A 4,896-nucleotide genomic window follows, 5' to 3' on the forward strand; every position below is an offset into this window, starting at 1 on the left:
CCTAACACATACGATGCAAAGTCTCCATTTGGATAAATTCTTGCAGTTCCATCAACAAAGAGGATTCCAGGCAATTTCATGTTTGTTATTTGATCATACTGTTTTTTCGTTATGTTGCTACCTTGAGATCCAAATTCCGTTTGCACAGCATTTTTGTTTAACTTTTGCAAAATTTCATCTTTGTTTACATTTAGAACAGGAGCAATCTTTTCTGCCGTCATCTCCTTGTCCTTCACACTTCCATCGCCTTTTAATACTGCTATAAGTTTATACGCTGGGACATCTTGAGCGAGCACTTCCCCATGCGCATCATAAATTGTACCGCGCATTGCTTCTAGTACTCCATTTTGATTGTACTTCGCATCAGCCCATTTTTTTAATGATTCTCCGTGGACTGTGCCAACAACTTGTAAGTAAAAAAATCGAGACAACAATATAAAAAAGAGCAGGGCAAACAATATCATTAAGCATCCTGCTCCTTTATTCATATATAATTTTTTCATTTCCATCACGTATCACACTCTCTTATGGGCGTAGTGACTTTACATTATTTTCATTGACGCTAAGACCCATACTTTTTGCTTTTTCAGCAATGCGATCGTAGCTACTCAATTTCTCCACATCCGCTTTTAAATCATTGTTAACTTTCTTTTGCTTCTCTATGTCGTTACGCAAATCAACAGTCTTTGCATTTGTCTGAAACATTTGTGCTTTATTGCCTACTATGACTACAGCTGCATAAAGTAAAAATACGATAAAAGCTGTATAAAGTATCTTTTCTATTAATGTAACTTTTGCTTTACGAACTGGTTGTACTACCGGTTGCTGCATCTCTGCTTGCGATTGTTTCTTTCTATATTTAACCGCTACATTAGTCATTTTCTCTTCCTCCTCTTCATATAGGCAATAGAATAGTAAGAATTCGTTCATTGCTTCTGTGCAATACGTAATTTAGCAGATCGTGAACGATTATTCTCCTCTAACTCTTCTTCTGATGGCAATATTGGCTTTCTCGTAATCAATTTTAACTTTGGCTTATACTCATCCGGTATTATTGGAAGACCACGAGGCAATGGTGGTATGCTACTATATTTTTTAAATATGGTTTTACAAATGCGATCCTCTAAGGAATGAAAGGTAATGACACTAATTCTTCCACCCGGCTTTATTACATCAATTGCTGCCTCTAAAGCTTCCTCAAACACTTTTAGTTCATCATTAACAGCAATTCGAATAGCTTGAAATACTCGTTTGGCAGGATGGCCGCCTGTACGCCTAGCTGCTGCCGGTATACCTTCTTTTATCAGCTCGACCAACTGTCCTGTCGTTTCAATAGGATGTTCTTCACGAAATGCTTCAATTTTCCTTGCAATTTGCTTTGAAAATTTCTCCTCTCCATATTGAAAAAAGATTTTTACTAATTGTTCATACGACCATCCATTCACAACATCGTATGCAGATAAAGAAGCGTTCTGGTCCATTCTCATATCAAGCGGAGCATCAAAATGATAGCTAAATCCTCGTTCAGGCGTATCTAGCTGAGGCGAAGATACACCAAGATCAAACAGTACTCCATCTACTTCTGTAATTCCTATTTCCAGAAGTCTCTCCTTAATAAAACGAAAGTTACTCTTGATTGGAATAAATTGATCTCCGTACGATTGAAATCTATCCTTGGCATGCGCTATTGCAATATCGTCTTGGTCGAAGGCAATCAAATGTCCATCCTTAGACAACTGTGACAAAAGATACGCGCTATGTCCTCCTCCGCCCATTGTACAATCTACATATGTACCATTAGGTTTGATAGCTAGCCCATTGACTGTTTCTTCTAACAGTACCGTTTTATGATTAAACATCATTGCACCTACTTCATAACATTATTCAAATGTCAAATTTCTTTTCATTATTACATTATATACTATATTTTATCATTTTTTTTATAAATTAAAGCAAAAACAATGCAAAGTATATTTTTAGAATAGTTTGATGATCTAACTCACTTAAATTGTTAGTATTTTACAAAACAATTCAACAGGGCAAAGAAAAATCCTGCAAAACAGCTGCAGGATTTTACAGATTTATAATTTTATGCTTACCATTCCAACTAAATGGTGTATCCACTACATCCTGCACAAAAGAAAATCCGTATCTATTCAAATAATACAAAATATTCCACATTCTTTCTTGCAGTAATCCATGAGGCTTAAGAGAAACTTCAATTCGTCTGAACTTAGCAAGTTCTACTTCATGTTTATTATGAATATCCTTTTGCAGTGCACGCTCAAATAATTGCAATTGCTCTTCTATTTTTCGTTTGTTCTTCTCGGCAAACGATAAAAAGCTAGGGTTTACCCGTAATGCTGCTTCTCGCAAATGGCGATGAGACATTTCAAATTCAAGACGCGCCTGTTCAAATAATTCATCAAGAGGCTCGTCCACCTGAGAGCGTAGCCATATATCCTTAATACCACCCAACTGTTTTGTGAACACATCTTCTATTTGCAAGGATAGATCCTCTAAATCACGTTCAATATGTCGCTCAACATAGCTAATCATATGACGAGGCACAACAGGTGGCACTTTCCATCCAATTTCATGAAAAACAAGCTGGAGTTCTGCCCAATAAGCAACTTCTCCCGGACCGCCAATAAATGCAAGAGTTGGAAACAAGTATTCCTGCATTAATGGCCGCGTTACTACGTTATTACTAACTCTTTCTGGTTCTGTATAAATAATTTGGACGAGTTCTTCTTCTGTTAATCGTACTTTCCCCTCTTTACAAACATAGACATCTTCTTCTCTTTCAAGAAGCCATCTCTCTCCGTCAATTTTTAAAAAGAGATGAATAGCATTCTGTTTAGTTGTAATAAGTGGGGTATAGGTAGATCCAATTATTTTCTGTTGTTGAGTAGCCAATGCCTCACGTATCCCCGGTTCATGCTTGAGAATCGTTTCAAAGAAAGGAGCTTCTATCTTCCGAAGTTCAGGATTTCCTGAATCTACTAGAATAAGTCCTTCTTCCTTAAATAACTCCGTTATCATAAAGGCAAAGAAATCGGTATACGTTTTAGACCGTTCTAAACATGCTGTTACAAATTGCATCATTTCCGTTGTAAAGCTTGTTTCTTGGTACGATCGAAACACACTTCTAATCCAAGCCTTACAGTCTTCTTGATTTAATTCTGTTTCAGATGCACTTATTTTCTGCTTTATATCCCCATGTAAAATCGATTTTTTTACAGTTTGGTTTTTCAAAATATGAACATGGTTAATTTCATCTATATCATGATCTTCTCCAGCAATCCAAAAGACAGGAACAACCCGAACACCGAGCTTTTTTTCCTGCTGTTTTGCAAGTTGAATAATAGAAATTATTTTATGAATCGTATAAAGTGGGCCTGTCAAAATACCTGCTTGTTGCCCTGCAATCACAACAACCGTTTGAGAATCTTCTAACGCAAGGATATTTTCTATCGTTTTTGCACTTGCACCGTAGCCTTCATTGTACATTCGTAAATGACGAACGAGCTCCTGTCTGTTAAAGGAACGCGATTGTAAGTCACGAATTCTTGACTCGTATACTTGATCTTGCAAAGAGTAATCAAAACAGGATAATGCATCCGCATCTCCTTGCAAATAGTCTCCCGTCAATCCTTTCGGAAAAACAGAGATTTCTTTCATATCCATAACCTTCTTCCTTTCCTATCCCGACTTCCACTTACAAAATTGTAGACAATGTTATAAGCAAAAGCAAAAATTTTATCTTATATGCTCCATCCCTTTAATTGAATGGTACAAAAATGAAAGCAATGGTGCATGTTGATTATGTTCATTTGCTTTATTTACTAGATAGCCTACTATAGCTTCTATTTCTGTGAGCCTATCATTCATAACATCTGCCAGCATAGAGGACCGGTTCTCTGCTGTCTTTTCACAAACCGAACAAACTCGTTGCCAATGGTCTTCCTGGTTCTTTTTATCTAAAATATAAAGAACTTCCATACATACTGTCTTCATAACATGTTTAAATGACTCATTGTGAATCAATTCACCATTTTTTACTTTGTACAACGCGGTGAGAGGGTTCACACATGCATTTACAACAAGTTTATTCACAATGGTTTCATACCAATCTTCTTCTAAAACAAGAGGAAATACATCCGTAAATATAGAAATGAGTGGCTGGAACAATTCCTTCTCCCCATTCACAATACCAAGTTTCGTTGTCCCTACCCCTGTATGTATAATTGTTGTGTCATTTTCTTTTCGTGCCCCGTGATCAACAATTCCTACTGCCACTTGAGTAAATTTTTGCAACAGCGCAAGGTGAGCCATTCCGTTTTGTAAAAAAACGAGTGTCCCCCTAGCGTTATATAAATAAGGCAGCACGGACTGCAAATGATATTGCTTTACAGCAACAAATACATAATCATCCTGTATTGATGCTTCGCACAAAGACATAGCATTTGGATATACAGTATATTTCACATCTTTTATTATGCATGTTATTCCTTGTTTTCGTATGTTGGCTGCTTGATTTTCTGTACGCGTGTATATTGTAACAGTAATGCTTTCTTTTTGTAAGTAGTAAGCAAAGAGAAGGCCAATCGCACCAGGACCAATAATTCCTATCTTCATCATCTATTCTCCTTATATAGTATACTTACTAGTAGTGTAGCAAAATTTATAATAAAAAAATAATACCGTTTATTTTGGTGAACCACTTGTTGCTAAAATGAGCTTATATAAACAACATTCATTTGGAGAAGGAACCTATCTAGAACTATTTAAACTAGAAGTTTGACCTGAATTTCAAAATAAAAAACAGCTGCAACCAGCTGTTTTTTATTTTTCTACTTTTTCTAAGACATTTCGTTCTCGAAGACGATGCAC

General features: G+C 36.3%; 4 protein-coding genes and 1 pseudogene. All 5 read right to left on the bottom strand.

All coding sequences use genetic code 11. From position 1 onward, the window contains the following. Window positions 1-509, bottom strand: a pseudogene (locus AC11ZT_RS05950) (dihydropteridine reductase); the annotation flags it as partial. A gap of 16 nt (window positions 510-525) precedes the next feature. Further along, window positions 526-879 (bottom strand): cell division protein FtsL, encoded by a 354-nt coding sequence (ftsL, locus tag AC11ZT_RS05955; protein WP_484058723.1) that lies wholly within the window; start codon window positions 877-879, stop codon window positions 526-528. Between the two features lie 47 nt (window positions 880-926). Then, window positions 927-1,859, bottom strand: coding sequence for a 16S rRNA (cytosine(1402)-N(4))-methyltransferase RsmH (gene rsmH / locus AC11ZT_RS05960; RefSeq protein ID WP_484058724.1), 933 nt, complete (start codon window positions 1,857-1,859; stop codon window positions 927-929). Between the two features lie 214 nt (window positions 1,860-2,073). Beyond that, the gene (bshC, locus tag AC11ZT_RS05965) at window positions 2,074-3,690 is read right to left on the bottom strand and encodes a bacillithiol biosynthesis cysteine-adding enzyme BshC (protein WP_484058725.1); all 1,617 of its coding nucleotides are present in this window, start codon (window positions 3,688-3,690) and stop codon (window positions 2,074-2,076) included. 72 nt (window positions 3,691-3,762) lie between these two features. After that, on the bottom strand, window positions 3,763-4,641 hold the full coding sequence (locus AC11ZT_RS05970; protein WP_484058726.1) for a 2-dehydropantoate 2-reductase: 879 nt from the start codon (window positions 4,639-4,641) through the stop codon (window positions 3,763-3,765). Window positions 4,642-4,896 lie beyond the last annotated feature (255 nt).

Source organism: Ectobacillus sp., assembly GCF_056992975.1.

Coding starts and splice junctions, on each gene's coding strand:
- ftsL (WP_484058723.1), bottom strand. CDS start 879: ATGACTAATGTAGCGGTTAAATATAGAAAGAAACAATCGCAAGCAGAG.
- rsmH (WP_484058724.1), bottom strand. CDS start 1,859: ATGTTTAATCATAAAACGGTACTGTTAGAAGAAACAGTCAATGGGCTA.
- bshC (WP_484058725.1), bottom strand. CDS start 3,690: ATGGATATGAAAGAAATCTCTGTTTTTCCGAAAGGATTGACGGGAGAC.
- AC11ZT_RS05970 (WP_484058726.1), bottom strand. CDS start 4,641: ATGAAGATAGGAATTATTGGTCCTGGTGCGATTGGCCTTCTCTTTGCT.